A 23,980-nucleotide genomic window follows, 5' to 3' on the forward strand; every position below is an offset into this window, starting at 1 on the left:
ACCCTCCGCCCGATGTAGACGACGGATCTCGGCCCAGTCCTCCACCGACAACACCCCCTCAGCGTCGTCCAGAAGGGGTCAATCCCAATCCGACGTCAGGGGGTCAGTCTCAGCCCGTCGTCGACAGACGACAGAACCCGGAGCGTTCCCATCGCGTATCCGGCGCGGGCCGGTGTGTCCAGGCTCGCGGACATCAGCTCGCGTCCGACACCGACTCTCCCCCATGGCGGGTCCACGTAGAACGAGGCCACCTCTCCGACGGACGCCCGGCTCCTGGTCAGGATCGTCGGTGGTCGCGCGCATCGGCCCATCTGTGCGGCGCGGATTTCACCGAGGCGTCCCTGCCCGCCCGCGATGCCGGTGACCAGCGCGACCTTCCCCTCCGGCCGGCCGGCCCTCAGTCGGTTCCCCCGCCCGCCCCGACCAGCCCGCGCTCCTCGGCGAGCGTCCGGACCTGCGGGAACACGTCGCGGGCCAGCACCTCCTGCTCGTCGACGGTCAACGAGTGGATCAGCAGGAACGTGAACCCGGCGCCGACCACCTCCAGCACCTGCTCGACGACGGATTCGACAGGCCCGGTGACCAACCCCGGACGCGGCTCGCCCCTCGCATCGACGCGCACCGCGATGTTGCAGGCGCACGTGATCTCGCCGGGGTCGCGACCGGCGTCCCGGGCGGCCGCGACGACCTGCGCGCGCATCCGGGTGGCCTGTTCGAGCGTGATCCGCCCGAACGAGGGCAGCCACCCGTCGGCACGTTCCCCGGTCAGGCGCAGGGCGCGCGGGCCGTACGAGCCGAGCCAGATCGGGATCGGGTGTGCCGCGCGCGGGGAGATCCGTGCCTCGCTGGTCCGGAACTGCTCACCGTGGTAGGTGGTGGTCTCGCGGGTCCAGAGGCCACGGAGGATGTCGAGCGCCTCGTACTGCGCGGTGATCTTCTCGGGGGCCGTGCGCACGGTCAGGCCGAACGCCTCGAACTCGTGGTCGTAGCCTCCGGCGCCGAGCCCCAGCACGAGTCGCCCTGCGGACAGCCGGTCGAGGGTCTCGGCCATCTTCGCGAGCACCGGCGGGTCGCGGTAGGGCAGACCCAGGACGTTCGTGCCGACCTCGATCCGGCTCGTCCGCGCGGCGATCCAGCTCAACGCCGTCCAGGGCTCCAGCGTCTCCCGCTCGGAGTGCAGGTGATCGCTGAGCGTGAACAGGTCGAAGCCCAGCTCGTCGGCGCTCTGTGCGAGGTCGACGACCTCCGGGGTGCTCAGGTGGCCGACGATGCCGCCGGAGCCGAAGCCGAGGCGGCGGCCGAGGATCGCGCTCATCGTGGTGCACCTTCCGTGTCGTGGGGGGTGACGCCACCGAGCTCGGCCTCGCGCGCGGGATCGGCTCCCCACGCGGACCACGAGCCCGGGTAGAGCGCGAGCCGCCCGGTGAACGTGGCGGGGTCGAGGTCGACCCGGACGGCACCGGGCAGGTGCCCCGCCAGGTGGGCGTCGTAGCCGCTGCGGCCGTCCAGGTACCACCGGACGTCGGCCGGCAGGACGTCGTCGCGCCGTTCGGCGAGCCAGGTCTGGTCGACGATCGGCTCGATCTGTTCGGTCATGGTCACTCCTTGCGGTGGATGTGCCGGGGGAGCAGGCGCAGCAGCACCCGCTCGCCGTCCGACGGGCGGGGGGTCGGGTCGCCGGTCCACTTCGAGAACGTGGTGTGGGCCGGCGACAGCGCGGCCTCGCCCCGCTCGACGTCCACCACCTCGCCGCGGACCTCGATGTGGCGGCGCCGGTCGACCTGGTCCATCAGCAGGATCGTCGCGCGCGGGTCGGCCACCACGTTGCGGTACTTCTGACGGGTGGGGCTCGTGCCGATCAGGACGTGCTCGTCGTCGGCGTGCGGCCAGACGAGGCCGACCTGCGGCGTCCCGTCGCGCATCAGCGTGGTCAGCGAGCCGAGCGTGACCGCACGCGCGAGCTCGCGGACGTCGTCGTCAAGCACGGGCGCCCGCCGCGACCGGGGCCGATGCCGGCAGGTGCGGGAGGACCTCGGCGGCGATCAGCTCGGCGGCGGCCGTGACCTCGGCCGCCGCGATGCCGCCGATGTCGACGGCGAGCAGGTGCAGGTCGTGACCCCACAGCTCGTGCAGTCGGCCGAGCTTGTCGAGGACCTCGGCCGGGCTGCCGCACAGCGACGGGCCGTCCGGACCGATCCGGCCCTCGAAGTCCTGCTCGTGGCGCGGGATGCGCGCGGACAGGTAGTTGCCGAAGTACTCGGCCCACCGCTGCCGCGCCTCCTGCGAGGTGCGGGCCACGAACGCGTGGCTCGCGGCCCCGATCCGGGGCACCGGGCCGGGCCGGTGCTCGGCCCACAGGTCCCGGTAGGACTGCGTGGCCGCCGCCCAGTCGTGCGGGTTGCCCGCGGTCGTCCCGAACACGATCGGCAGGCCGTGCTCGACGGCCAGGTGGACCGAGTCGGGCCGCGACCCGCCGCTGACCCACACCGGCGGCCGGTCCTGGTGGATCCGCGGCTCGACCCGGACCCCGTCGAGCGGCGGGCGGTACTCGCCGGACCAGTCGACCCGGTCCTCGCTCCACAGCCGCAGCAGCAGGTCCACGCCCTCGCGCTTGCGCGCGGAGCGGCTGTCCGGGTCCTGGCCGAACACGGCGTACGGCTCGGGGAAGAACGAGCCGCCCGCGACCAGCTCCAGGCGCCCGCCGCTGAGCTGGTCGAGCAGCGCGTACTCCTCGGCGACGAGCACCGCGTCCCGGTTCGCGACGAGTGTGGTCCCGGTCGCCAGCCGGATCGTCGACGTGTGCTCGGCGGCGGCCGCGAGGACGAGCGCGGGCGCCGGGATCGTGTCGCGCTCACCGAAGTGGTGCTCGCCGATCGTGTACCAGGAGTAGCCGAGCTCCTCGGCCGTCCGCGCCCCCTCGACCACCTCCCGGATGCGCGCGTGCTGGCTGACCGCGACGCCGGTGTACGCGTCGGGGAGCAGGCTGCCGAAGGTGATCAGTCCGAGATCCACGAGAGCTCCTTGTCCGTGTCGGTGGGCGGCGCGACCCCGCGGTCCCGGTCCGTGACGGCCGGGGCGCCGTGGCCGGGGACGGCGGCGAGCAGCTCCGCCGTGTAGTCCGTCCGCGGGGCGAGGAAGATCTGTTCGGTGTCGCCGGCCTCGACGACCCGGCCGTCCCGCATGACCGCGATCCGGTCGCTGACCTGACGGACGACGGCGAGGTCGTGGGAGATGAACAGGTAGGTCAGCCCGCGCTGCCGCTGCAGCTCCACGAGCAGGTCCAGGATCTGGGTCTGCACGGACACGTCGAGGGCCGAGACCGGCTCGTCGCAGACCAGGACCTCGGGCTCCACGCTCAGCGAGCGGGCGATGGCGACCCGCTGGCGTTGCCCGCCGGAGAGCTCCCCGGCCCTGCGATCCGCCGTGCCCGTCGGCAGTGCGACCGCGTCGAGGAGGTCGCGGACCGCGCGCGGGCGCGAGCCGCGGTCGACGATGCCGACGTTGCGCATCGGCTCGGTGAGCAGCTCGGAGACGGTGAACCGCGGGTTCAGCGACGAGTACGGGTTCTGGTAGATCATCTGGATCCGGCGGTGCAGGCCGCGCAGCGTCGCCCGGTCGGCGCCGGTGATCTCCTGCTCGCCGAGGTGCACGGTCCCGGACGTGGCCCGCTCCAGGCCGACCACGATCCGGGCGGTGGTCGTCTTCCCCGACCCGGACTCGCCGACCAGCCCGAGCGTGTGCCCGGCCGCGATGTCGAAGCCGACGCCGTCGACGACGGTGCGGTGCCGCGTGCGCAGCGTCCCGCCGACCGGGAACGTCCGGGTCAGGTCGCGGACCCGCAGCCGCACGGGCTCGTCCGCCGCCGCCCGGGGCTCCGGCCTGCGACGCCTGCGGGTCACGGTCGGGACGTCGGCGATCAGCCGCCGGGTGTAGGCGTGTTCCGGGTCGCCGAGCACCCGGGCGGTGGGACCCTGCTCGACGATCCGGCCGCCGTTCATGACCGCGACGTGCGCGGCCCGGTCCGCGACCACGCCGAGGTCGTGGGTGACCAGCAGGATCCCGGCGCCGGTGTCGGCGACGACGTGGTCGAGCAGGTCGAGGATGCGCCGGGCGACCGTCGCGTCCAGCGCCGACGTCGGTTCGTCGGCGACCAGCAGTCCTGGCCGTGCCGCGGTCGCCATGGTGATCAGCACCCGCTGGCGCATGCCGCCGGAGAGCTGGTGCGGGTACTGGCGGGCCCGGCGGGCCGGTTCGGGCAGCCCGGTGGCGGCGAGCAGCTCGACCGCTCGCTCGCGGGCCTCGCGGCCGCGGGCCAGACCGTGCACCTGCAGCACGGCGGCGACCTGCCGCCCGACCGGCGTGACCGGGTCGAGCGCGATCGTGGGGTCCTGCGGGACCAGCCCGATCCGGCGTCCCCGCACCGAGCGCCAACCGCGGTCGTCGAGTGCGGTGAGGTCGTCGCCGTCGAGCAGGATCCGCCCGGACTCCACCCGCCCGCTGCCGGGCAGCAGCCCGATCACCGACTGGGCCAGTGTGGACTTCCCCGAGCCGGACTCCCCGACGACGGCGGTGACCCGTCCCGCCGGGACGTCCAGGTCGACGCCGGTCACCGCGCGCACCCGCTCGCGGGCCGTGCGGTAGCCGACCCGCAGGTCACGGACGCTCAGGAGTACCGGTGTGTCACTCATGCGCCCCTCCTCCGGTCCGCGTCCAGCAGCCGGGACAGGCGGTTGGCCGCGAGCACGACGGCGGCCACGACGGCGCCGGGCACGACCGTCAGCCACCACGCCGTCGCGAGGTAGTTGCGCCCGTCGGCCACCAGCGACCCCCACTCCGGTGCGGGCGGGGGCTGGCCGAAGCCGAGGAAGCTCAGCGAGGACACGGCCAGCACCACCAGGCCGAAGTCGAGCGCGGCGAGCGCCAGCACCGGGCCCACGGAGGCCGGCAGCACGTAGCGGGGCAGGATCGACCACCACCGGGTCCCGCACATGATCGCCGCCTCGACGTAGGCGGCCGTACGGATCCGGAGCACCTCGCCGCGCATCAGCCGGGTGAACGCGGCGACGCTGGTCAGGCCGACCGCGACGGCGACCTCGAGCGTCCCGAACCCGATCGCGCTGATGATCGTCAGCGTGAGCAGTACCGGCGGGATCGACAGCAGGACCTCGACCACCCGCATGATCACGGCTTCGACCCAGCCGCCGAGGAAGCCCGCCAGCAGTCCGAACGCGACACCCAGGCCCAGCGCGAGCGTGATCGCGATCAGCGCCGCCTGCAACGACGGCCCCGCCCCGTGCACGACGCGGGCGAACAGGTCCCGGCCGATCTGGTCGGTGCCGAACGGGTGCGCCCAGCTCGGCGGCCGGAACTTCGTCGTCGAGCTGCCGTCGATCGGGCTCACGCCGGTGAACAGGTCCGGCAGCACCGCCCACCCGGCGACGACGACCAGGACGAGCACGGAGGCGACCACGCCGGGGCGCACCCGGACCGGCAGTCGTTCCGCCCGCTCCACCGGCTCCAGCACCTCGGGGGCCGTCACGACGCCACCAGGACGCCGGTCGACCGGATCCGTGGGTCGAGCACCGGGTAGAGCAGGTCGACGGCGAGGTTGACCAGCACGAACGCCACCGACGCCACGACCACGACGCCCTGCACGACCGGCAGGTCCTGCGCCCCGACGGCGGCTTGGGTGATCCGGCCCATCCCGGGGCGGGAGAACACGGTCTCGACGACGACGGCACCGCCGATCATGCCGCCGACCAGCAGTCCCGCGACGGTCAGCGAGGAGATCGCGGCGTTGCGCAGGCCGCGCGTGAGCACGATCCGGATCGGACCGGCGCCGGTCGCCCGCGCGGTGTCGGCGTGGGCCTCGGTCAACGTGTCGTGCAGGCTCGTCGCGAGCACCTGGGCCACCATCGCCGCGCCCGGGACGGCGAGCGTGATCGCGGGCAGCACCGCACCGGCCACGCCGGACCCGCCGAGTGACGGGAACAGGCGCCAGTGCAGCGCGAAGATCTGGATCAGTACCAGGCCGAGCCAGAACGACGGCACGGAGATCGACATCGCCGGCAGCGACCGCAGCAGCTGACCGAGCGCGGGGGAGCGGACGAGGTTCGCCGCCACGCCCAGCGCCGCGCCGCCGAGCAACGCGAGCAGCAGGCCGGCGATCCCGATCTGCAGCGTCGGCGGGAGCGCCGCGAGGATCATCTCGCGGACCGGGCGGCCGGTCTGGATCGACACCCCGAAGTCGCCGCGCAGGGCGTCGAGGAGCGATCCCAGGTACTGCACCGGCAGCGGACGGTCGAAGCCCAGCTCGGCCGTGACCCGGGCGACCTCCTCGGGCGGTACGGCCTCGAAGCCGTTGCGGCCGCTGAGCATCAGGGCGACGGGGTCGCCCGGGAGCAGCCGCAGCAGCATGAACACACACGTGAACGCGGCCCAGACCACGAACAGCGCCCGCCCCGCCCGCGCCAGCGCGAACCGCACACTCATCCGGACACCCATGCGCTCTGCAGCGCCAGCCGGGTGGACCCGTCGGCCCGCAGGTCGTGGACGTCGTCCGAGACGGCGTGGACCAGGGTGGTCTCGTAGAGCGGCACGGTGTCCGCGTGCTCCAGGACCCACTGCACGGCCTTCGTGACGGCCTCCTGGCGGGCCTGCTCGGTGTTCGCGCCCGCCTGCCGGGTCAGGTAGCCGTCGAGCTCGCTCGGCGGGAGGTGCCACAGGTTCGCGCCGCCGGTGGAGAAGAGGTTCCGCAGGATGTCCGGGTCGGCCCGGGTGACCGCGACGGCGGTCAGGTCGAACTGGCCCTTCTGCTGCTGCTCGACGTACTTGGGCGGGGCGACCGGGTTCAGCCGGACCTCGACGCCGATCGTGCGCAGCTGCTGCTGCACCGGCTCGTTCGCCGGGGGTGTGGGCGCCGGGATCAGCCAGTTCAGGCTGAGCCGCCTGCCGTCCTTGACCCGGATCCCGTCCGGGCCCGGCACCCAGCCCGCCGCGTCGAGCAGCGCGCCGGCCTGCGCGGGGTCGTACGCCAGGTACCTGCTCTGGTCGGTGTAGTACGGGGTGCTGGCGGCCAGCACGCTCGTCGCCGGCCTCCCGGTGGAGCCGAAGACCGTGCTCACCAGTTCCTGCCGGTCGATCCCGATCAGCAGCGCCTTGCGCACCTTCTCGTCGGCCAGCGGCCCGACGTGGTTGAGCGAGAGCGGGGGCACGACGCCGGGGGTCGGGATGTCGAGCAGGCGGAAACCGGGCTGCCGGAACTGGTCCTGGTCGGTGGGCTGTACCTGCTCGGCGACCTGCACCTGGCCCGAGCTCAGCGCCCCCGACCGCGCGCCCGCCTCGGGCACGAACAGGAACTTCGCCTCGTCGACGTAGGCGGCGCCGGTGTTCGGCGACAGCTGCGACGGCCACCTGTAGTCGGGCCGCTTGCGCAGCACGACCTCCTGGTCGGGTGTGTAGTGGTCGAGCACGAACGGGCCGGAGCCGACGTACTGGCCGCGGCACCGGTCGGCCAGCGGCGTGTTCGCCGTGGCGGGGGACAGGATGCCGAAGCCCGGTATCGAGGTGGCCTGCAGGAACTGCGCGTTCGGGCTGCCGAAGCCGACGGTGAAGTGCCGGGCGTCGGTGACGGTGGTCCCGGTGTACCCCTTGAGGTAGGCCGGTGCGCCGGTGCTGGGGAGCCCGACGAGCGTGTCGAACGTCGCCTTCACCGCCGCCGAGTCGACGGGCGTGCCGTCGCTGAACGTGACGCCCTCACGCAGGACGAACGAGAACGACTTCGTGTCCGGGCCGGCCGTGTACGACTCGGCGAGCCAGGGGACGATCTTGCCGGTGCGTGGGTCCTGGTCGGTGAGCGTGTCGACCAGTGACCGGGAGATCTCGGTGGAGGCGAGCTGACCGGTCTGCTGCGGGTCCAGGCAGGTGGGGTCGGACGGGAGCGCGATCGTCAGCGTCCCGCCCGGCCGTGGGGGTCCGCCGGCGTCGCCGGACCCGCCGGTGGCTTCCGACGAGCAGCCGGCCACGAGCAGTCCGAGGACCGCGGTCGCGGCGGCCTGTCGGAGAAGGCGTCGACGCAGGGGGCGACGTCGATCAGGTGTCACGGGGTGCTCCTGGTGGGAACAGGGGCCGGCGGCCCGGTGGGCAGGCCGAGCCGGACGTCGTGCCGGGCTCGTGAGGTGTCGCCGAGGGGCGAACCGCGCGGCGCCGCTCGGGCGCCGACGTGTCACCGCCGGTGACAGAGCCCGCTGTCGGTGAGGCAGAGGTCCACGTGGCGGCGCACGGTCAGCAGCGATGGCGACACCGCGACGACGGTCCGGAACCTGTCGATGCCGCGGGGAGGTGCGCTGGCCACGATGGGGTACATTACACCGTGCACGGCAAACTGCAACGGGCCGGAGATCGGAGACGCCGGGTTCGATGTCCGATCCGCAGAGCGCATCCCCGGCGACGACCGACGGGCCGGAGACCGAGTTCGGGCTCGAGTACCGGGCGTCCCTGCACCGCGACCACCCCTGGCTGCGTGCCGAGCTCGACCGGTTGCCTGCCCTGGCGGTGCAGGTGGGGGCCGGGGAGGTCGGCGTGCGGGAGGCGCGCGCGACGATCGACGCGCTCGCCGTCGCCGGGCACCGCCGGGATCTCGGCGCGGGGGTTGTCGTCGCCGCTCAGACCGCGTAGTCCGCGGACCGGCTCAGTTCCTCCCACGTGGCGATCTCGTCGCTCGAGCGCTCGAAGCTCGCGAGGATCGAGTCCGCGGCCTCGTTGCCCAGCGGCAGCCGCAGCGGCGGGGTGCCGGATCCGAGGGCGGTGAGGATGGCCGCGGCGGCCCGGTCCGGGTCGCCCGCCTGCTCGCCGTTCGCCTTCGCCAGCGCGGTGCGCACCGGCTCGACGGCCTGGTAGGTCTCCGAGGCGGCCGGGAAGCCGAACACGTCCGGCTCGTTGAACGACGTCCGGAACGGGCCCGGCTCGACGATCATCACGTCGATGCCGAACTGCTCGACCTCGGCCGAGAGCGACTCCGACCAGCCCTCCAGCGCGAACTTCGTCGCCGAGTAGCTGCTGATGCCCGGGAACGAGTACCGCCCGGCCTGGCTGCTCATCTGCACGATCGCCCCGCTGCCGCGCTCGCGCATGTGCCCGAGCAGCGTGCGGGTGAGCGTGACCGGACCGAAGAAGTGCAGCTCCATGAGCTCGCGCAGGTCCTCGTCGGACGTCTCCTCGGCGGCTCCGGCCATGCCCCGGCCCGCGTTGTTGACCAGGACGTCGATCCGTCCGAACCGGGACAACGCCTCGGCGGCGGCCGGTGCGATCCGGGCGGTGTCGGTGACATCGAGCTCGACCGTCGCGACGCGGTCCGGCGCCGCGGCGACCAGGTCGCCCACCGAGTCGGGACGGCGCACCGCCGCGACGACGCTGTCTCCCGCATCGAGGGCGGCACGGGCCAACGACCGTCCGAGACCGGCGGATGCTCCCGTGATCAGCCAGACACGTGTGCTCATCGTTTCCTCCGTCGAAGTGGTGTGCGGTGCCGCGCTCACGCGGCCGGGACCGTCACGTCGGTGGTGGTGCCGTCAGCGCGGCCGGGGGGCGTGGTCCGCGGCCTGCCCAGCAGGCCGACGGCGATGCCGCCGAGCACCGAGACCGCCGCGATCGCCCAGAGCCCCGTGTGCAGCGCGTCGGTGTAGGCACCGGCGGCGGCGACGCGGACGGCCGCCCCGGCGTCGGCAGGCATCTCACCCTGCAGCAGCCGGTCGGTCACGCCGGCCGATGCCGGGCCGACGGCCTCCCGCAGACGGGAGCCGGACACGGCGGCGAGCACCGAGCCGAGCACGGCGATCGAGATCGCCTCCCCGCCGAGACGCATGGTGTTGAAGACCCCGGCCGCCATCCCGGCCCGGGCGGGCTCGACGGCGGACACGGCGGCGCCGTCCAGGATCGCCAGCGAGACACCGAAACCGGCGCCGATCAGGAGCAGCGGCCCGGCGAGCGCGAGGAGGCCCTCCTCCGGGCGGATTCCGGTCAGCCACGCCGCCCCGGCGGCCTGCAGCGCCATGATCGTGACGAGCAGCAGCCGCTCGGGCACCCTGTGCGCGACGGCGCTCACGGCGAGGGGGACGACGAGCGTCGGGGCGGTCAGGAGCATCAGCAGCAGGCCGGCCCCCAGAGCGCTGATCCCGCCGGTCGCCATGAAGTACGCCGGCAGCACGGTCAGCAGCGCGACGAAACCGAACGCGAGCAGGACCGGCATCGCGGCGATCGCCAGGAACCGCGGCTCGGTGAACAGCGACACGTCGATCAGCGGGTGGTCGACGCGGCGCTCGATCGCCACGAACACGCCGAGCAGCCCGGCCGCGACGACGAACGAGCCGATGATCCACGGGCTGGACCAGCCGACCGACGGGGCCTCGACGAAGCCGAAGACCAGCAGCGTCAGCGCGACGGTGAACGTGACCGCGCCGGCCCAGTCCGGCCCGGCGGGGTGGGCGTCGCGCGACTCGGTCAGCCGCGGCACGAGCACGAGCACCGGCAGCACGGCGACGGCGGCGACCAGGAAGAAGATCCGCCAGCCCCCCACACCGACCAGGACGCCCGCGACCAGAGGCCCGAACGCCAGGCCGAGCCCGATCGCCGTGCCGAACGCGCCGAACGCCCGTGTCCGGGACCGGCCGTCGAAGCTGTGGGCGAGCAGGGCACTGCCGCCCGTGGTGGCACACGCCGCGCCGACCCCGGCCACCACGCGGGCCACGACCAGGACGTCGATCGTCGGGGCGAACGCCGCGACCAGCATCGACGCGCAGAACAGCGCGACACCGCCCGCGAACATCCGGCGGCGCCCGGTCAGGTCGGCGAGCGACCCGCTGATCGCCATGCAGCTCGCGTAGGTCAGGAAGAACGCGTTGACCACCCACTGCGCGGAGGTGAGACCGGTCCCGAGGCCACGGCTGATGTCGGCCAGCGCGACCGGGGTCCCGGTCGCGGTGACCGGGACCAGGACGATCGCCGCGCAGACCGCTCCGAGCGTGAGCCCGGGCCGGTGACGCGCCCCGGTATCGGTGGGTCTCGTGTCCGTGCTGGACACCATGGGAATCCCCCTCGTCCGGAAACACCGACAAGCATCAGGACTCTGATGCCCAGCAGCTACCGAATCAGCGTCCGATGCCGGGCGTCAATCCGTTCGTGAGAGCCCTCACTCAGGCCTCTGATGCTCGATCGGGGGCTGATAGCTTCGTCGGGTACGCGGTCGGAGCTGCCGTCGAGGGGGAGGGCGCATGGGTGTCGAGGAGCGGATCAACGAGAGCCTCGAGTCACGGCTGGGGACGTTCCTGAAGCGCTCGGAGCAGGCCCTCATGGCGGCCAAGGAGCGTGCGCTCAAGCCGTTCCGGCTGTCGGTTCCGCAGTACGCGGCTCTCTACGCGCTGTCCGTCGCACCGCTGTCCGGTGCCCAGCTGGCCCGGGTCGGGTGCGTGACGCCGCAGAGCATGGCCTCGTTGCTGGCCAACCTGGAGTCGAAAGGTCTCGTCGAGCGACGCCGGTCGGAGGTGCACGCCCAGGTGCTCGTCGCGCGGATGACCCCGCGCGGTCGCTCCACGTTCCGCAGGGCGAACGAGGCCTGTCTCGCGATCGAGCACGGGCTCTCCGCCGCGTTCACCGACGACGAGGAGAAGCAGCTGCGCGTGCTGCTCGACCGGGCTGTGTCCCGGCTCGCCGGGTCGTGACGACCGATCGGCCGTCCGGCATCGACGTCCCGCCCGCACCGAGGCCCCGTTCGCCGCGCTGTTCGACGCCGTGGGTCTCGCGCTGACCCGCGTCGTCCCCGGTGGACGGTGCGTCGTCGAGGCGCGCCCGATCTGACCAACCGTGGCCGGGGTCAGCGGGGCAGGTAGCCGTACAGGAACGCGCGCACCCCGGCCACGGCGGTCGCGCGGACCTCGTCCGGCCCGGCCGACAGGCTGAACTCCGACGGCAGCATGTCGGCCGACGTGATCAGTGCGGTGAAGTGCTGGGCGGCCGCCATCGGATCGGCGACCTGCAGCAGGCCCTCACCGGTCAGTCGTTCCATCTGGTCGGCGAGCGCACGCCGTGCCCGGTGCGGGCCCGCCTCGCGCCAGGCCTTCTGGAGCTCCTCGGGGAACCGGTCCGGCGCCGCGCGGATCTCGCGCACCAGGACGAAGTGGTCGTGGAACGACTCGTCGGGCAGCAGCCACTCGTAGGCGAGCTCGACGAGCGCGGCCTCCAGGTCCTCGATCCGGCCACCGAGGCGTCGCTCGATCAGGCGTTCACGGGCGACGGCGACCTCACCGGAGCTCTCGACCGTGACGCTGGCGAACAGCTCCTCCTTGTTCAGGAAGTGGTTGTAGATGGTCCGGGTCGAGACCTGGGCCTCGGCGGCGATCATCTCGACGCTCGTGCCGAGGTACCCGGTCCTCCCGAAGGCCCGCCGGGCGGCGATCACGATCGCGCTGCGCTTCGCGGCGAGCCCACGGGACGGGCGGTCGGTCGACCGGGTCGTGGCCACGGTGGCTCCCATCACGTCGGGCGGTGGAGTGAAATGCAGATTGTATTGTAATGTCGTGGACGCCCGCGGCACTCGCCCGGGCTGCGGGCCCAGTCTGCCAGCCGGTGGCCGCGAGCCCCCGTCGCATCGGCAGGCAGCGGGCGTCTCCCTCGGCCACCGTCGGCCGTCCGACCCGAGGAGGTTCCGTGAGCTCCGACGTCACTCCCGACACCGCCACGCGACCGGTGGCGGCCCCGTTCGGTGCCCTGCTCCTCGCGGTGCTGTCGTTCTCGCTGCTGCAGACGATGCCCGTGCCCGCCCTTCCCGACCTGCAACGCGAGTTCGACGCCGGGCCGGCCACCGTCGCGTGGCTGCTCAGCGCGTTCCTGCTCACCGCGTCGGTCGCGACGGTGCTGCTGGGGCGCGTCGGCGACATCGTCGGCAGACGCAAGGTCCTGCTCGCCTGTCTGGGGGTGGCGGCCGGCGGGACGCTGCTCGTCGCCCTCGCCGGGTCGATCGAGGTCCTGATCGTCGCCCGGGCGATCCAGGGGGTGGGTGCGGCCACGTTCCCGCTCGCCTTCGGCCTGGCCCGGGAGGTGTTCGCCCCGGCCCAGGTGCCGGTCGCGATCGGCTGGATCAGCTCGATCTTCGGGGTGGGGTTCGGCGTCGGCCTCGTGATCCCCGGACCGATCGTGGACTCCCTCGGGTGGCCGTGGATCTTCTGGCTGATGCTGGCGGTGACGCTTCTCGGGCTCGTGGCGGTCGCGGTGGCGCTGCCGGAGTCCGCGACACGTGCGTCGGCCTCGGTGGACTGGGGCGGCGGTGTGCTGCTGGCGGGCGGGCTGGTCGCGGTGCTGCTCGCGACGAGTGAGGGCCGCTCGTGGGGCTGGGGCTCACCGGCCACGGTCGGGCTGTTCGTGCTGGGGGCGGTCCTGCTCGTGGTGTTCGGCGTCCTGCAGTCGCGGCTACGTCACCCGCTGCTCGACATGGCGCTGCTGGGGCGGCGGGCGGTGCTGACGGCGAACGTCACGGCGCTGCTGATCGGGATCGGGATGTACGCCGCGTTCACGCTGGTCCCGCAGTTCGTCGAGACGTCCCCGGCGGCCGGCTACGGATTCGGCGCAACGGTCGGCGAGGCCGGGTGGTTCATCGTCCCGATGGCCGCGACGATGCTCGTCGCGAGCCCGGTGGCCGGCCGGCTGGGGTCCCGGATCGGGTTCGTCCCCGTCCTGGTGCTGGCGTGCGTGATCGGCGCCGCGGGCTTCGTGTTCCTCGCCGCCGCCGCGACGTCGGCGTGGCCGGTCTACGTCGGCTCGGCCGTCCTGGGGGTGGGCGTCGGGTTCGGGTTCGGGTTCGCCTCGCTCGCGAACCTCGTGATCTCGGCCGTCGACCCGAGCCGGACCGGCGAGGCGACGGGCATCAACACGATCATGCGGACGGTCGGCGGCGCCGTCGGCGCCCAGCTCGCGGCCACGATCGTCGCCGCCCACACGCCGGACGGCAGCCGCACCCCCGAGCTGTCCGGCTACACCACCGCGTTCGTCGTCTCGGCGGCTGCGCTCGGGCTCGCAGCGCTCGTGGCCCTCGCCGGCGTGCGCCGCCGCGTCCGTCCCGACTCACCCACACCGATCGAGAGGTGACCCATGACAGCCACAGTTGCGATCATCGGCGGCGGCTACGGCGGGGTGCTCGCCGCCCGCGAGCTCGACGACGTCGCCGACGTCGTCCTCGTCGAGCCGCGGGACGCGTTCGTGCACAACGTCGCGGCACTCCGCGCACTGGTCGACCCGTCCTGGGTGGACGACATCTTCCTGCCCTACGGCTCGCTGCTCGCCCGGGGCCGGGTGGTCCGGGACCGGGCCGTCGAGGTGACGTCGCAGCGGGTCGTGCTCGGTTCGGGGGAGGTGATCGAGCCGGACATCACGATCCTGGCGACCGGCTCGACCTACCCGTTCCCGGCCAAGGTCGACGTCGAGGACGCCGACCGGGGCAAGGAGCGCATCCGTGCCGCGCACCGGGCGCTGGTCGACGCGTCGTCGGTGCTGGTGCTCGGTGCCGGCCCGGCCGGGCTGGAGCTGGCCGGCGAGATCCGCTCGGCGCTGCCGGCGACCGCGGTGACGATCGTCGACCCGGCCCCGGATCTGCTCGGCGGAGGCTTCCCGGACGAGCTGCGCGACGAGCTCCGCGGCCAGCTCGCCGATCTCGGCGTGGAGCTGCTGCTGGGCACCGCGCTGACCGAGCCGCCGGCGACCGGACCGGGAACGTACGGCCCGGTCGAGGTCACCACCGGCAGCGGACGCACCGTGCGGGCCGACATCTGGTTCCGCTGCTACGGGGTGGTGCCCACGTCCGGCTACCTGGCGGGGGACCTGGCCGATGCCCGTCGGGCCGACGGCCACGTGAGGGTCACCCCCGAGCTGACGGTCGCCGGCCACGACGACGTGTTCGCGATCGGCGACCTCACCGACCTGCCCGAGGCCAAGATGGCCAAGGCGGCCGAGATCCACGCCGGGACGGTCGCGGACACGATCCGCCGCCGGCTGGGCGGTCAGGGCGGCGAGCCGTCGCGGTACGCGGTGCCGTCACCGGGGATCTCGCTCCCGCTGGGTCCGAAGGGCGGCGCGTCCTACAACGAGGCCGTCGGCGTCCTGGGTGCCGAGCAGACGTCCGGGCTCAAGGGCACCCACCTGCGGCTGGACGACTACCGGAAACGACTCGGCCTGCGATGAGCCCGCGCGGGGCCGACGGCGCTGCGCGGGCGGCTCCGGGCCTCCCGTTCCCCGGACGGGCGGTCGCTGCGAACATGCCCTGTGTTACGTATGGTTACAGAGATGCTCAACGGTAACCAGGGTCGAGGCACTGCCGAGCCGGACGACGGACACGACGCCGTCCGCCATGTCTGCCCGCTGAACGAGGTGCTGGACCGGGTGAGCGGGAAATGGGCGATCGGGGTGCTCACGCTCGTCGGCGCGGAGGAGGTGGCACGCTTCACCGAGCTCGAACGCGGAATCCCCGGGATCAGCAGACGGATGCTGACCCTCACCCTGCGGAACCTGGAGCGGGACGGACTGTTGACCCGCACGGTCTACGCGACGGTGCCACCCCGGACGGAGTACCGGCTGACCGAGGCCGCCCGTGAGCTGGCGCACACCCTGTCGCTCCTCACGGATTGGGCCAAGCGCCACCAGTCGCACGTCCAGGCGTCCCGGCTCGACTACGACGACAGCCTCTGACCTCGGGGGCCGGCCGCCTCGACGGTCCTGAGCATGCGGTCGTCGTCGGCACGACGGCCGGTGAGCAGCGTGAAGCCGTCCGCCGCCTGCAGCGCGACCATCGGACCGCCCCCCAGCACCCGGCAGCCCGCACGCTCGGCCGCGACCAGCAGGGCCGTGCGACGAGGACGGTAGACGATGTCGTTGACCCACAGGCCTGCGTGCAGCGCGGACGTGGGAACCGGCTGTCCCTCGTGGCCGGCCATACCGACCGGTGAGGCGTTCACGACCCCGGTGGCGTCGGCGAGCAGCGCGGGGACGTCGTCGGGCACGGTCGCCCGCACCGTCCGGCCACGGTGGCGACGCCCGAGCGTCGCGACGAGCGCGGAGGCCCGGCGACTGTCGACGTCGACCACCGAGAGGTGTTCCACCCCGAGGGTCAGCAGGGCGTGCCCCACCGCGGAGCCCGCGCCGCCGGCGCCCACCAGCACGACGGACCGCAGGTCGTCGTCGGCCAGACCTCCCGGCAGACGTGTGCGCAGGCCACGCGCGTGACCGGACCAGTCCGTGTTGTGTCCGACCGTGCGCCCGTGGTCGAAGACGACGGTGTTGACCGCACCGATGGCCGCCGCAGCGGGAGACACCTCGTCCAGCAACGGCATGATCGTCTGCTTGGCGGGATGGGTGACGGTCACCCCCTGCCAGCCCGCTCCGCGGGTCTCCCGCAACACCGCGTCCAGAACCGCGGCACCGTGCCCCAGCTCGTCGAGGTCGAGAAGGGCGAACCGCGCCCTGACGCCGTGGGCGGCGGCCTCGGTCTCGTGAAGCACGGGCGAGGCGGACGTCGTGATGCCGGACCCGATCAGCCCCGCCCGGTAGGCGGTCGACGGGTCCCCGAGGACCTCGGGGCCGAGTACGGGGGTGGTCACGGCCGATGCCCGACCCCGACGGCTCCGGGGCGGTCGACGCCACCGAGCTCGGCGAGCAGACGGTCGAGACTGCCCAGCCGGTCCTCCCCGGTGGTCAGGTTGGACGTGAGCATCAGCTCGTCCGCACCGGTGGTTGCGGCGAGCTCGTCCAGACGCCGCCGCACCGTCGCCGGGGACCCGACGGCCTGCTCGTCGAGCAGCGCTCCGGCCCGGTCCAGCTGCTCGTTCGTCCAGGGCAGCGAGGCCGCGCCGGCGGGGGTGGGGAACGGGCTCCGCGGACCGAGACCGGCGACGCCGAGCGCCGGAGCGAGAGCCGGGGCGACGAGCCGGCGGGCGTCGGCGTCGTCCTCACCGCAGACGGTGTGGACGGTGAGCACCGCGTACGGGGTGCTCCGGGTGGGGCCGGGACGGAAGCGGGTCCGGTAGGTGTCGAGGGCCCGGACGGCGTCGGTGGGGCTGAAGAAGTGGTGGGCGAAGGCGTAGGGAAGGCCCCGTTCGGCGGCGACGAGCGCGCTGGAGACGCTGGAGCCCACGAGCCAGGTGTCCGCCGGACGGGCCGCGCGGGGCAGGGCTGTCCCGCGCGGGTCGGTGAGATGGCCGTCGAGCTGGTCGAGCCGGGCGTCGAGCGAGCCCGCGGTGCCACCGCCGCGCCCGACACCGAGGTCGATCCGGCCGGGGAACAGCGCGGCGAGCATGCCGAAGGCCTCGGCGACGGCCCGCGGCTCCCGGCCGGAGAGCAGGACCGCCCCGGACCCCACGCGCAGGCCGCTGGTCCGGGCGGCGACGGCGGCGACGAGGACCTCGGGGACCGAGCTCGCGATGCCGGGCATGCCGTGGTGCTCGGCGACCCAGAACCGGACGAGGCCGAGCCGGTCGGCGTGCCGGGCGAGGTCGACGGTGGTGGCGAACGCCTCCTCCGGGGACTGTCCCTCGCCGACCGGGGCGAGATCGAGCAGGGAGAGCGGGGTCACCGGAGGCCTCCCCCGAGGACGTCGGCCGGGGCGAGCGCGGCATCGACCGTGGCGGCGAGCTCGGACACGAGGCGTACGTGCGCGCGGACCTCGGCGTCGGTGAGGCTCCTGCGGTGGTCGTGGAGCCGCTGAGCCCGGGCGACGACGTGATCGGCCAGCCGCACGGCCGCCCCGACGGCGTCGTCGGGCCTCCGGCCGGCGAGGGCGATGTCGAGCAGGAGCAGGTCGAGGGTCGGGACGAGCAGCCCGTTGTACGGGCGTGGCTCGAAGCGCTTGTCGACGTGCCCCAACGCGCCGGTCCACGGGATGTCCGCCGAGGTGACGTCGATCCGCGTGCCGTCGTCGCCGGGAACCCGGACACCGGGGTGGGAGGTGTAGGCGAGGGCGCTGATCGGAGTCGCCGCATCGGGCCGGACGCCCTGCAGGACCGTCATCGTGGAGACGTCCGCGCCGACGGCGGGAGCGATGCTGCCGTCGAAGAGCATGACGTCGCCCCGGTCGGTGACGGTGAGTGCGGCGGCGCGGGGGTCGGTGGCTCCGCTGTAGAACCAGCGGGCCCGGGTGGCGACCTCGCCGATGTGGTCGATCTTCTCGTCGGTGCCGATGAACTCCGCGATCCAGAACCAGACGTAGTGGCGTCCGAGGAGCTCGGCGATGTCGGGTGCGACGCCGGCGATCTCGCGCACCACCCGGTGCGCCACACTCCACGGCTGCTCGGCACCGCTGTGCCGGGCAGGTCCGAGCAGGGTGGTCAGGCCGTTGTCGGCGAGCGCGGCCACGGCGTGCCTGCGCCGGGCCGCCCCGCCGGTGTCCGGCAGGCCTTCGGCGAAGGACGCGGCGACCTTCACCCACCGGGCGGCGTCGTCGACGGTGTCGGGCACGGGTGCACTCCTCACAGCGGGGACGGCGTCGTCGCCGGTCGGCGACGACGAGGGTCGGGGACGGCGTCGAGCAGCGCCGCGGTGTAGGGGTTCGCGGGGGCGGACAGGACGGTCGCGGCGGGTCCGTACTCCACGAGGCGCCCGCCCCGCAGGACGGCGACGTCGTGGGCGATCTCGTGCGCGACGGCGAGGTCATGGGTGACGAACAGGTAGCCGATGCCGTGGTCGCGCTGCAGACCGGCGAGCAGGTCCAGGATGCGCGCCTGGACGGAGACGTCGAGCGCGGAGACCGGTTCGTCGAGGACGACCAGCTCGGGCTCGAGCGCCAGCGCGCGGGCGATGGCGACCCGCTGTCGTTGGCCGCCGGAGAGCTCCGCAGCACGGCGTCGCAGGGCGTCGGCGGGGAGATGGACGACGTCGGCGAGCTCGGCCGCGCGTCGTCGGCGCAGGGCGGGGGTGCCGACGCGATGGGCGTGCAGCGGGTCGGCGATGACCGCCTCGACGGTCAGGCGCGGGTTCAGCGCCGTGAACGGGTTCTGCTGCACCAGCTGGACGCGGCGGCGCAGCGCACGCAGCTCGGGGCCGCGCGCAGCCGTGACGTCGTGGCCGTCGAAGGTGATACGGCCGCTGTCGGGATCGAGCAGCCGCAGCACCAGCCGTCCCACGGTCGTCTTGCCGGAGCCGGACTCGCCCACCAACGCCAGCGTGCGTCGTCGGGAGAGCGCGAGGTGCAGCCCGTCGACCGCCGGTCGTCCGCTGTCCTGCCCGGTCCGGGACGGGTAGGTCTTGGTGATCCCGTGAAGTTCCAGGATCGGCTCGTCGGGGGCGGGTTCGGCGCGCGCGGTCCCGCCGCGGAGCCGGGGAGCGGCCGCGGCCAGCTCACGGGTGTAGGGATGCTGCGGGCTGTCGAACACCTGCCCGGGACGGCCGGACTCGACGACCTCGCCGGCCCGCATGACCAGCACGCGATCCGCGCGTTCGGCCGCCACCGCGAGGTCGTGGGTGACGAACAGCAGCCCGGTCCCGCTCCGCGCGGTGAGGGTGGCGAGGTGGTCGAGGATCTGCTTCTGGACGGTGACGTCCAACGCGCTGGTGGGCTCGTCGGCGACGATCAGGGCAGGCTCCCCGGCGAGGGCGGCGGCGATCAGGACCCGCTGGCGCATCCCGCCCGACAGTTCGTGCGGGTACCGCCCGGCGACCTCGTCCGGGTCGAGACCGGCACGGGCGAGCGCCTCGCGGGCGATACCGAGGGCGGCGCGCCCACGGGCGAGGCCGTGGATCCGCACCACTTCGGCCACCTGCCGCCCGACCCGCATGACGGGGTCCAGCGATGCGGCGGGGTCCTGGGGGACGAGGGCGACGGTCCGGCCGCGCAGCCGGCGCAGCTGCCCGTCGTCGAGGGCGGCGAGGTCGTCGTCGCGCAGGAGCACCCGGCCCCCGGTGATCGTCGCGTCCGGCGGCAGCAGCCCGAGCGCGGCGAGTGCCAGCGTGGACTTGCCCGACCCGGACTCGCCCACGATCGCGACCGTCTCGCCGGGCGCCACGCGCAGGGACGCACCGCGGACGGCGTCGACGGTGCCGTACCCGGTGGTGTAGCGCACCGAGAGGTCCTCGACCGCCAGAACGGGGTCGCGGGTCATCGCAGTCCTCCTCTGCCGAGCAGGGACAGCCGGTTCGTGGCGAGGACGGTCGCCACGATCGCCAGGCCGGGGAACGTGGTCAGCCACCACGCCGTCTGCAGCGAGTCACGGCCCGCGGCGACCATGGCGCCCCATTCGGGAGCGGGCGGCCGGGTGCCGTATCCGAGGAAGCCCAGCGCGGACACCGACAGGATGGCGACGGCGAGCTCGAGGGCCGCGAGGGCGAACAGCGGGGTCATCGCGTTCGGCAGGACGTGCCGCAGGGTGAGCCGCAGCGGCCGGTTCCCGCTGACCAGCGCGGCCTCCACATAGGGCGACGTCGTCACCTTGAGGACCTCCGAGCGGAGGATGCGGGCGATGCCGGCGACGCTGCCCACCGAGACCGCGAACGCGACCGAGGCGGTGCCCGCCCCGAGCACGGTGATCAGTGCGAGTGACAGGAGGATCGCCGGAACGGCGAACAGCACGTCCACGACCCGCATGACGACGACGTCCACGATCCCGCCCGCCAGCCCGGCCGCGAGACCGAGGAGCGATCCGAACGCGACGCCCAGCGCCACGGCGAGGACGGCGGTACGCATCGTCGACCCGGTGCCGTGGACCACGCGGGTGTAGAGGTCACGGCCCACCGCGTCGGTGCCCAGCCAGTGCTGCGCCGAGGGGGCGTCCAGCTTCAGCGCCGGCACACCGGCCAGCGGGTCCCCGCTCGCGAGCAGCTGCGGTAGGAGCACCGCCAGCACGACGACGAGCATCCACGCGACGGCGAGGAGGAGCCCGACGGGTGGCCGCCGCCGTCGGCGTCGTCCCAGGGGCCGAGCACCCGTGCCGGTGGGGGGCCGCGCGATGGTGAGCGTCATGCCGCACCTCCCCGGGCCGAACGGGCCGGACCTCGCCCGGTGATCCGGATCCGTGGATCCAGGACCGGGTACAGCAGGTCCACCGCGAGACTGACCAGCACGAATACGACGGCTGCGAGCACGACGACGCCCTGGACCACCGCCACGTCCTGCTGCCCGACGGCCTGGGCGACGACCCTGCCCAGCCCGGGTCGTGAGAACACGGTCTCCACGACGACCGCTCCGGACAGCAGCCCCCCGACGACGACGCCCGTCATCGTCACCGCAGGCAGGGCGGCGTTGCGCAGGGCGTGCCGGACCAGGAGCCGTCCTGTCCCGGCACCGCGGGCGCGGACCGTCTGGATGTAGGGCTCCGCGAGCGTCGCCGCGAGGCCGCGGGTCAGCAGCTGCGCGATCGTGGCGCCTGTCGGGACGGCGAGTGACAGTGCGGGCAGCACGAGTGCAGCGGGCCCCTGGGCCCCGAAGGCGGGGAACAACGGGATCCCGAAGGAGAACCACTGGATCAGCAGCAGACCGAACCAGAACGCCGGGACCGCGACCCCCACCGGTGGCAACGCCGCGAGCAGCTGGGCGGGCCACCGCCGTCCGGTCCACACGGTGGACAGGGCCAGTGCGGTCCCGCCCACGGCGGCGACGGCCAGCCCGACCGCGGTCAGCTGCAGCGTCGGGACCAGGGCCTCGACGACGACGTCGAGAACGGGGCGGCCACTGACGATCGAGTGTCCCCAGTCCCCGGTCACCGCGGCGCCCAGGAGTGTCAGGTACTGCACGACGAGGGGCCGGTCGAACCCGTACTCGTGGCGCAGGCCGTCGAGCTCGGCGGAGGTGAGGAAGCCGACGTTCGTGCCCGCCATCAGGGACACCGGGTCCCCGGGCAGTACGTAGAGCACCGCGAAGGTGACCGTGTACGCGGCCCATACCACCAGCAGGGCCTGTCCGAGGCGGCCCAGGACGTAGCGAGTCAACAGGAGCTCCCAGCTCGTGCGGGTCGATGGCCCCCGGCCCCCCGGCGGCCGGGGAGCCGGTGAGCCCTCAGGTCGGGTCCTTCCAGGCGCCCACGAGCAGGTCGAGCCGGGAGTCGGCACCGAAGACCACGCCGTGCACCGCCGTGGTGGTGGCGATGATCCCGGTGTTCTCGTAGACCGGTACCTGGTAGTACTGGTCGGCGATCCGCTTCTGTACCTGCGCGAGCAGCGCGAACCGGGCACCCTGGTCGACGGCGGCGAGCTGACGGGTGAGCAGGTCGTCGAGCTGTGGGTCCTCGACCTTGTAGAAGTTGGTGCCGTTCCTGCCGTAGACGGTCCGCAGGATGTCGGCGTCGGAGGCGCCCCCGGCGATCCAGGCGGCGTCGAAGTCTCCGCTCTGCCACGCGGCCAGGAAGTCCGGTGCCGATCCGCCCGACAGGGTCAGGTCCACCCCGACGCTGCGGAGCTGCTGCTGCAGCACCTCCACCGCACTCTGGGTCTGCGCGGAGGAGTTCATGTAGATGAGCTTCAGCGACAGCCGCGTCCCGTTCTTCGCCCGGACCCCGTCCGGTCCGGCGACCCACCCGGCGGAGTCCAGGTCCCGTCCGGCCGCGGCCGGGTCGAACCCGAACGATGAGCTCTCGTCGGCCCACCCGGGGGTCGACGCGGACAGGATGCTCGTGGCCACGGCGAACTTGTCGGTCGCCGCCGTGTCGCGGATCTGGGTGGGGTCGACGGCGTGCGCGATGCCTCGGCGTACCGCCGGGTCGGCCGTCGCGGGGCCGGAGGCGTTGAAGTAGACGCCGTTGACGTACCCCGGGGTCGAGCGGGTGAGGACGGTGCCGACCGACTCGAGCTCGCCGACCGCGGTGGGCTCGACCCCGCTGATGACGTCGACCGAGCCGGCGGACAGGCTCCCGGAGCGGACCGCCGACTCGGGCACGACGGTGAAGTCGATCGCGGACAGGTGTGCCGCGCCGCTGTGGTCGAAGGCGGCGGGCGCCCACCGGTACTCGGGCCTGCGCACCAGCGTGGTGGAGACGTCCTTGGTGTAGCTCTGCAGGACGAACGGTCCCGAGCCGATCACACCCTTGCCGGTCGCGCGGTCGTCGTAGGGGATGATGGTGGTCGACCGCGAGACGATGCCGAGCATCACGCTCGCGGTGGCGACCGGGAACGCGGCGTTCGGCGTCGAGAAGCGGACGACGGCGGTGCGCGGGTCGACGACGTCGGTGGTGCGGTAGCCGGTGAAGGCGCTCGCCGTCCCGGGGCTCTTCGCCTTGTTCGCCACCAGGTCGTCGAAGGTCGCCTTGACGTCGCTCGCACTGACCGTGCTGCCGTCGGAGAACGTGGCGTCCTCACGCAGGCGGAAGGTGAAGGCCGTCGCATCGGCGTTGCTCGACCAGCTCTGGGCCAGCCACGGCTCGAGCTGCTTGCTGTCCGGATCGAGGAACAGGAGCGAGTCGAACAGCTGGCGCGTGACCGCCCACGAGTCGACACCGGCGTTGTTCCCGGACGGGTTGAACGACAGCGGATCGGTGGTCAGGGCGTAGGTGAGCGTACCGCCGGCGGTCGGTTCGCCGGACGAGGTCGCCCCGCCGCCTGCAGGCGGGCCCGAACAGGCGCCGAGAAGCACGGAAACGCACACGAGAGCGGCAACCGTCGCGAGAGCGGCACGTCGAATGGACACGGTCGTGGTCTCCTCGTTCACAGATCTGGAGAGGTGGCGCGGCGTCCGGATCGGGGATTCCCTCGATCGGGACCGCCATGTCGTTCCTGTCGAGGAACGGTCCGATATTCGCGACGACGTTATGTCAACTCGTCGTGTGCGAACCCCTGTCCGCACCCCTAGGCACCCCTATCCGGAGGTGTCCGGTCAACTTCGGCCTGTTCCGGCACCCGGGAATCCCCTCGCCGAACCTTCCTGATGGCGTCAAGCGGTTGTTAGCGTGGTCGTGTCACACCGGTGGACCCGGTCCGACGGCCCATGAGGAAGGACCCGGAGAGATGTCGCCCCACGCACGATGTGCCG

At 73.4% G+C, this 23,980-nt stretch carries 24 protein-coding genes; 5 read left to right on the top strand and 19 right to left on the bottom strand.

All coding sequences use genetic code 11. From position 1 onward, the window contains the following. Window positions 1-397 precede the first annotated feature (397 nt). The 9 genes from WHI96_RS19655 to WHI96_RS19695 form a co-directional block, all read right to left on the bottom strand. Window positions 398-1,315 carry an LLM class flavin-dependent oxidoreductase gene (locus WHI96_RS19655; RefSeq protein ID WP_345644637.1) on the bottom strand — a complete coding sequence of 306 codons (918 nt, stop codon included), beginning with the start codon at window positions 1,313-1,315 and terminating at the stop codon, window positions 398-400. Further along, a complete protein-coding gene (locus WHI96_RS19660; protein ID WP_345644640.1) occupies window positions 1,312-1,596 on the bottom strand; it encodes a rhodanese-like domain-containing protein in 285 nt (94 codons plus the stop codon). The genes WHI96_RS19655 and WHI96_RS19660 overlap by 4 nt, the downstream gene beginning before the upstream one ends. 2 nt (window positions 1,597-1,598) lie before the next feature. Further along, window positions 1,599-1,985, bottom strand: coding sequence for a pyridoxamine 5'-phosphate oxidase family protein (locus WHI96_RS19665; RefSeq protein ID WP_345644643.1), 387 nt, complete (start codon window positions 1,983-1,985; stop codon window positions 1,599-1,601). Further along, the gene (locus tag WHI96_RS19670) at window positions 1,978-3,012 is read right to left on the bottom strand and encodes an LLM class flavin-dependent oxidoreductase (protein WP_345644646.1); all 1,035 of its coding nucleotides are present in this window, start codon (window positions 3,010-3,012) and stop codon (window positions 1,978-1,980) included. Before WHI96_RS19670 ends, WHI96_RS19665 begins: the two co-directional genes overlap by 8 nt. Beyond that, window positions 2,997-4,688: a dipeptide ABC transporter ATP-binding protein gene (locus tag WHI96_RS19675; protein WP_345644649.1), complete on the bottom strand. Its 1,692-nt coding sequence runs from the start codon at window positions 4,686-4,688 to the stop codon at window positions 2,997-2,999. Before WHI96_RS19675 ends, WHI96_RS19670 begins: the two co-directional genes overlap by 16 nt. After that, window positions 4,685-5,539, bottom strand: a complete 855-nt coding sequence (locus WHI96_RS19680; protein ID WP_345644653.1) for an ABC transporter permease — start codon at window positions 5,537-5,539, stop codon at window positions 4,685-4,687. The genes WHI96_RS19675 and WHI96_RS19680 overlap by 4 nt, the downstream gene beginning before the upstream one ends. Beyond that, the gene (locus WHI96_RS19685) at window positions 5,536-6,492 is read right to left on the bottom strand and encodes an ABC transporter permease (protein WP_345644656.1); all 957 of its coding nucleotides are present in this window, start codon (window positions 6,490-6,492) and stop codon (window positions 5,536-5,538) included. Before WHI96_RS19685 ends, WHI96_RS19680 begins: the two co-directional genes overlap by 4 nt. Further along, on the bottom strand, window positions 6,489-8,102 hold the full coding sequence (locus tag WHI96_RS19690; RefSeq protein ID WP_345644659.1) for an ABC transporter substrate-binding protein: 1,614 nt from the start codon (window positions 8,100-8,102) through the stop codon (window positions 6,489-6,491). Before WHI96_RS19690 ends, WHI96_RS19685 begins: the two co-directional genes overlap by 4 nt. Window positions 8,103-8,224: 122 nt before the next feature. After that, window positions 8,225-8,353 (bottom strand): hypothetical protein, encoded by a 129-nt coding sequence (locus WHI96_RS19695; RefSeq protein WP_345644662.1) that lies wholly within the window; start codon window positions 8,351-8,353, stop codon window positions 8,225-8,227. A gap of 65 nt (window positions 8,354-8,418) precedes the next feature. Between WHI96_RS19695 and WHI96_RS19700 the strand changes: the two genes are divergently transcribed. Further along, complete coding sequence (locus WHI96_RS19700) at window positions 8,419-8,676, top strand: hypothetical protein (protein ID WP_345644665.1); 258 nt, start codon at window positions 8,419-8,421, stop codon at window positions 8,674-8,676. Here WHI96_RS19700 and WHI96_RS19705 read toward each other — a convergent pair. Beyond that, window positions 8,664-9,497, bottom strand: a complete 834-nt coding sequence (locus tag WHI96_RS19705) for an SDR family NAD(P)-dependent oxidoreductase (RefSeq protein WP_345644668.1) — start codon at window positions 9,495-9,497, stop codon at window positions 8,664-8,666. The two genes, WHI96_RS19700 and WHI96_RS19705, sit on opposite strands and share 13 nt — an antisense overlap. Window positions 9,498-9,532: 35 nt before the next feature. Next, a complete protein-coding gene (locus WHI96_RS19710; protein WP_345644674.1) occupies window positions 9,533-11,080 on the bottom strand; it encodes an MFS transporter in 1,548 nt (515 codons plus the stop codon). A gap of 187 nt (window positions 11,081-11,267) precedes the next feature. On the opposite strand from WHI96_RS19710, the gene WHI96_RS19715 reads away from it, so the two are divergent. Then, window positions 11,268-11,714 carry a MarR family winged helix-turn-helix transcriptional regulator gene (locus tag WHI96_RS19715; protein WP_345644677.1) on the top strand — a complete coding sequence of 149 codons (447 nt, stop codon included), beginning with the start codon at window positions 11,268-11,270 and terminating at the stop codon, window positions 11,712-11,714. Between the two features lie 152 nt (window positions 11,715-11,866). On the opposite strand, the gene WHI96_RS19720 is transcribed toward WHI96_RS19715, so the two are convergent. Then, complete coding sequence (locus WHI96_RS19720; protein ID WP_345644680.1) at window positions 11,867-12,514, bottom strand: TetR/AcrR family transcriptional regulator; 648 nt, start codon at window positions 12,512-12,514, stop codon at window positions 11,867-11,869. 185 nt (window positions 12,515-12,699) lie between these two features. Here WHI96_RS19720 and WHI96_RS19725 point away from each other — a divergent pair, with 185 nt between their 5' ends. The 3 genes from WHI96_RS19725 to WHI96_RS19735 all read left to right on the top strand — a co-directional run bounded on the left by WHI96_RS19725 (window position 12,700) and on the right by WHI96_RS19735 (window position 15,726). Then, window positions 12,700-14,133 (top strand): MFS transporter, encoded by a 1,434-nt coding sequence (locus WHI96_RS19725; RefSeq protein WP_345644683.1) that lies wholly within the window; start codon window positions 12,700-12,702, stop codon window positions 14,131-14,133. Between the two features lie 3 nt (window positions 14,134-14,136). After that, window positions 14,137-15,222, top strand: coding sequence for an NAD(P)/FAD-dependent oxidoreductase (locus WHI96_RS19730; protein ID WP_345644686.1), 1,086 nt, complete (start codon window positions 14,137-14,139; stop codon window positions 15,220-15,222). A 102-nt stretch (window positions 15,223-15,324) separates the two neighbouring features. Then, window positions 15,325-15,726 (top strand): winged helix-turn-helix transcriptional regulator, encoded by a 402-nt coding sequence (locus WHI96_RS19735; protein ID WP_345644689.1) that lies wholly within the window; start codon window positions 15,325-15,327, stop codon window positions 15,724-15,726. Here WHI96_RS19735 and WHI96_RS19740 read toward each other — a convergent pair. From WHI96_RS19740 to WHI96_RS19770, 7 genes are all read right to left on the bottom strand, one after another. Then, window positions 15,708-16,634 carry a shikimate dehydrogenase gene (locus tag WHI96_RS19740; RefSeq protein WP_345644692.1) on the bottom strand — a complete coding sequence of 309 codons (927 nt, stop codon included), beginning with the start codon at window positions 16,632-16,634 and terminating at the stop codon, window positions 15,708-15,710. The two genes, WHI96_RS19735 and WHI96_RS19740, sit on opposite strands and share 19 nt — an antisense overlap. Then, entirely contained in the window at window positions 16,631-17,605 is a 975-nt protein-coding gene (locus WHI96_RS19745; RefSeq protein WP_345644695.1) for an MsnO8 family LLM class oxidoreductase, read from the bottom strand. Before WHI96_RS19745 ends, WHI96_RS19740 begins: the two co-directional genes overlap by 4 nt. Next, complete coding sequence (locus WHI96_RS19750) at window positions 17,602-18,486, bottom strand: acyl-CoA dehydrogenase family protein (protein ID WP_345644698.1); 885 nt, start codon at window positions 18,484-18,486, stop codon at window positions 17,602-17,604. Before WHI96_RS19750 ends, WHI96_RS19745 begins: the two co-directional genes overlap by 4 nt. An 11-nt stretch (window positions 18,487-18,497) precedes the next feature. Beyond that, entirely contained in the window at window positions 18,498-20,126 is a 1,629-nt protein-coding gene (locus WHI96_RS19755; RefSeq protein WP_345644701.1) for a dipeptide ABC transporter ATP-binding protein, read from the bottom strand. Then, complete coding sequence (locus tag WHI96_RS19760) at window positions 20,123-20,983, bottom strand: ABC transporter permease (RefSeq protein ID WP_345644704.1); 861 nt, start codon at window positions 20,981-20,983, stop codon at window positions 20,123-20,125. Before WHI96_RS19760 ends, WHI96_RS19755 begins: the two co-directional genes overlap by 4 nt. Continuing rightward, window positions 20,980-21,948 carry an ABC transporter permease gene (locus WHI96_RS19765; protein WP_345644707.1) on the bottom strand — a complete coding sequence of 323 codons (969 nt, stop codon included), beginning with the start codon at window positions 21,946-21,948 and terminating at the stop codon, window positions 20,980-20,982. The genes WHI96_RS19760 and WHI96_RS19765 overlap by 4 nt, the downstream gene beginning before the upstream one ends. A 67-nt stretch (window positions 21,949-22,015) precedes the next feature. Then, entirely contained in the window at window positions 22,016-23,596 is a 1,581-nt protein-coding gene (locus WHI96_RS19770; RefSeq protein ID WP_349302428.1) for an ABC transporter substrate-binding protein, read from the bottom strand. Between the last annotated feature and the right edge of the window lie 384 nt (window positions 23,597-23,980).

The sequence above is a fragment of the Pseudonocardia tropica genome (assembly GCF_040105315.1).
Classification (GTDB): Bacteria; Actinomycetota; Actinomycetes; order Mycobacteriales; family Pseudonocardiaceae; genus Pseudonocardia; species Pseudonocardia alni.

Bases quoted from the DNA above. Each gene is read 5' to 3' on its own strand.
- WHI96_RS19675 (WP_345644649.1), bottom strand. From the start codon at position 4,688: ATGAGTGACACACCGGTACTCCTGAGCGTCCGTGACCTGCGGGTCGGC.
- WHI96_RS19705 (WP_345644668.1), bottom strand. From the start codon at position 9,497: ATGAGCACACGTGTCTGGCTGATCACGGGAGCATCCGCCGGTCTCGGA.
- WHI96_RS19700 (WP_345644665.1), top strand. From the start codon at position 8,419: ATGTCCGATCCGCAGAGCGCATCCCCGGCGACGACCGACGGGCCGGAG.
- WHI96_RS19755 (WP_345644701.1), bottom strand. From the start codon at position 20,126: ATGACCCGCGACCCCGTTCTGGCGGTCGAGGACCTCTCGGTGCGCTAC.
- WHI96_RS19710 (WP_345644674.1), bottom strand. From the start codon at position 11,080: ATGGTGTCCAGCACGGACACGAGACCCACCGATACCGGGGCGCGTCAC.
- WHI96_RS19735 (WP_345644689.1), top strand. From the start codon at position 15,325: ATGCTCAACGGTAACCAGGGTCGAGGCACTGCCGAGCCGGACGACGGA.
- WHI96_RS19760 (WP_345644704.1), bottom strand. From the start codon at position 20,983: ATGACGCTCACCATCGCGCGGCCCCCCACCGGCACGGGTGCTCGGCCC.
- WHI96_RS19685 (WP_345644656.1), bottom strand. From the start codon at position 6,492: ATGAGTGTGCGGTTCGCGCTGGCGCGGGCGGGGCGGGCGCTGTTCGTG.
- WHI96_RS19655 (WP_345644637.1), bottom strand. From the start codon at position 1,315: ATGAGCGCGATCCTCGGCCGCCGCCTCGGCTTCGGCTCCGGCGGCATC.
- WHI96_RS19660 (WP_345644640.1), bottom strand. From the start codon at position 1,596: ATGACCGAACAGATCGAGCCGATCGTCGACCAGACCTGGCTCGCCGAA.
- WHI96_RS19730 (WP_345644686.1), top strand. From the start codon at position 14,137: ATGACAGCCACAGTTGCGATCATCGGCGGCGGCTACGGCGGGGTGCTC.
- WHI96_RS19715 (WP_345644677.1), top strand. From the start codon at position 11,268: ATGGGTGTCGAGGAGCGGATCAACGAGAGCCTCGAGTCACGGCTGGGG.